The 2,283-nt window shown below is 54.4% G+C and carries 4 protein-coding genes; 3 read left to right on the top strand and 1 reads right to left on the bottom strand.

What is annotated here, in order from left to right:
* Positions 1 to 308 precede the first annotated feature (308 nt).
* Positions 309 to 581: a phosphoribosylformylglycinamidine synthase subunit PurS gene (gene purS, locus ACREAY_RS11430; RefSeq protein WP_431755896.1), complete on the top strand. Its 273-nt coding sequence runs from the start codon at positions 309 to 311 to the stop codon at positions 579 to 581.
* Here purS and ACREAY_RS11425 read toward each other — a convergent pair.
* A complete protein-coding gene (locus ACREAY_RS11425; RefSeq protein ID WP_431755895.1) occupies positions 578 to 1,033 on the bottom strand; it encodes a CBS domain-containing protein in 456 nt (151 codons plus the stop codon). The two genes, purS and ACREAY_RS11425, sit on opposite strands and share 4 nt — an antisense overlap.
* 124 nt (positions 1,034 to 1,157) lie before the next feature.
* Between ACREAY_RS11425 and purQ the strand changes: the two genes are divergently transcribed.
* Together purQ and ACREAY_RS11415 are read left to right on the top strand one after the other, a co-directional pair.
* A complete protein-coding gene (gene purQ / locus ACREAY_RS11420) occupies positions 1,158 to 1,853 on the top strand; it encodes a phosphoribosylformylglycinamidine synthase subunit PurQ (RefSeq protein ID WP_431755894.1) in 696 nt (231 codons plus the stop codon).
* Positions 1,854 to 2,283 (top strand): AIR synthase related protein (locus tag ACREAY_RS11415; RefSeq protein WP_431755893.1); only part of this gene is annotated, 430 nt, incomplete at its 3' end.

Raw genomic sequence — 2,283 nt, 5'->3', positions numbered from 1 at the left:
CGTCATAAGTGCCGCAGTACGTCCATGCCTCGTCCTCGTTGCCGCAGGTATAGTTTTCCGGCTTGTAAAACCTGCACATCGACGCGTACTTGCAGGCTCCTGACTGCACCTGCCCTGCCTTGCGCGAGCGGGGGCTTTTCACGACCAAGAATTGCATTTAGAACCTATAAGCTCTGACTCCGTATTGCGCCGCTATCTTTGGCATAATTGCCAGCATTGCATAGACAAAGCGCGGTTTATCCCACCGGCGCGCATTAAACTGGGTCAGTTACAATATGTATTTAAATTACGGCCGGTGACCGGGAGAAATGATGGCGCGCCCTAGCAAGTTTCTGGTTCAGGTCATCATCGAGAACAAGCCCTACATCAACGACCCCGAAGGCGAGACCATCCACCGCGACCTGGTGGTCAAGGGCGGGTATTCTGAGGTAAAGTCAGTCAGGGCGGCCAAGATGCTAAAGATGGCGGTGAGCGCGGATTCTGAGAAAGAGGCAGAAAAGATGGTGCAAAAGCTGTGCGAGGAACTCAGGATCTTTAACCCCGTCGTCAGCAACTGCACGGTAAAGGCCTTTCCGGCCTAGTGCTTGTCGTCTATCGTGGCAATCACGTCGTCAATGCTTCCCGTGTCTGAAAGCGCGCCTTCCAAAAGCAGGGTGGTGCGCAGGTGCTTGGCAAGGTCAGTCACGGTGATGATGCCGACTATTTTTTCCCTTTCCATTATCGGCAGCCTGCGAATCTTGTGGTTCACCATGCGCTGCACCGCGACTTCTATGGGGGTGTCGGGGCTGGCAATCGTCAATATCTTGGACATGATGTCGCCTATCCTCACGTGAGACACTGCCAGCTCTTTTGCGCAGATCTTTTTTATAAAATCGCGCTCTGTCACGATGCCTATGGGATTGCCGTCCTTGACGATAAAGACAGAGCTTATGCCCTTTTCAGTCATCAGTTTGGCCGCTTCAAGCGCAGTGCTGTCGCCGTCGATGGTGACTATCTCTTTGGTCATGATGTCGCGGACGACGCTTGCTGCCATGCTGGCTTGTCTTCGAGCTGTTAGGATTTAATCCTTGTCATGGCTATTGGCACACAGGCTCCGCCTTTACAATCACCGAGACCTGCAAGATATTAATACGAGTCGAGAGGAGTGATTCACGCATTTGAAGATCGGGATTGCCGTTTTCCCCGGAAGCAACTGCGACCGCGACGTCCACCATGTCCTGAATAATGTCGTCGGGGTGCAGGCTGACTTTATCTGGCACACAAAGGACAGGATAACCGGCTATGACGCCATGATAGTCCCGGGCGGCTTTGCGTTTGGCGACAGGCTGCGCGCAGGCATCATCGCGGCTCACAGCCCAATCGTGCAGGAGGTAAAGAGGATGGCAAAAGATGGCGCGCCCGTGCTTGGCATCTGCAACGGCTTTCAAATCCTGGTAGAGTCAGGATTATTGCCCGGCGCGCTCATGATGAACGATTCCCTGCGCTTTGTATGCAGGTGGACAAAGGTAAAGGTGCAGAACAACAGGACGCCTTTCACCTCTGAATTTTCAAAAAAGCAGGAATTTGACATACCTGTCGCGCACGGCGAGGGGCGCTACGTCGCCGACAGCGACATACTGAAAGAATTAAAGAAAAAGAACCAGATAGTACTGCAGTATTCAAACGACGACCCAAACGGCTCGACTGACCTCATCGCGGCCATCTGCAATGAAGAGGGCAACGTCATGGGCATGATGCCCCACCCGGAAAGGGCGAGCGAGGGCATACTCAACATTACCGGCTCTAACGACGCCATCGCGATATTCCAGTCCCTTACGTCACACCTGAAAAGGCAGCGAAAGGCGATAGTCTGAATGGGCGTCCTGACAGAGCAGGAGCTGAAGCACCTTGAAGAAAAGCTAAAGCGAAAGGCAAACGAAGTCGAGCAGGACATCGTCGGCGCCGAATGGTCCGAGCACTGCTCGTACAAGTCGTCCAAGAAATTCCTGCGCCTGCTGCCAACAAAGGGCAAGCGCGTCCTGGTCGGCCCCGGCTATGACGCCGGCGTCCTTGACATCGGCGACGGCTATGTCCTGACGGTGCACATTGAAAGCCATAACCACCCCTCGGCGGTAGAGCCTTTCGGCGGCGCCGCGACGGGGGTGGGCGGGGTCATCAGAGACATCATGTCGATGGGAACCCGCCCGATAGCGGTGCTCGACGCGCTGCGCTTTGCGCCAATCGACGGCAAAAAATCTGCCAAGTCAAAGTGGCTCTTTAAAAATGTCGTCAAGGGTATAGCCG

The organism is Nitrososphaera sp. (genome assembly GCF_050748925.1).
Taxonomy (GTDB): domain Archaea; phylum Thermoproteota; class Nitrososphaeria; order Nitrososphaerales; family Nitrososphaeraceae; genus Nitrososphaera.
The sequence above is the reverse complement of the archived record's forward strand: the minus strand, read 5'-3'. Positions and strand labels throughout refer to the sequence as shown.

Excerpts from the sequence above, each read along its gene's own strand:
- purS (WP_431755896.1), top strand. The coding sequence starts at position 309 with ATGATGGCGCGCCCTAGCAAGTTTCTGGTTCAGGTCATCATCGAGAAC.
- ACREAY_RS11425 (WP_431755895.1), bottom strand. The coding sequence starts at position 1,033 with ATGGCAGCAAGCGTCGTCCGCGACATCATGACCAAAGAGATAGTCACC.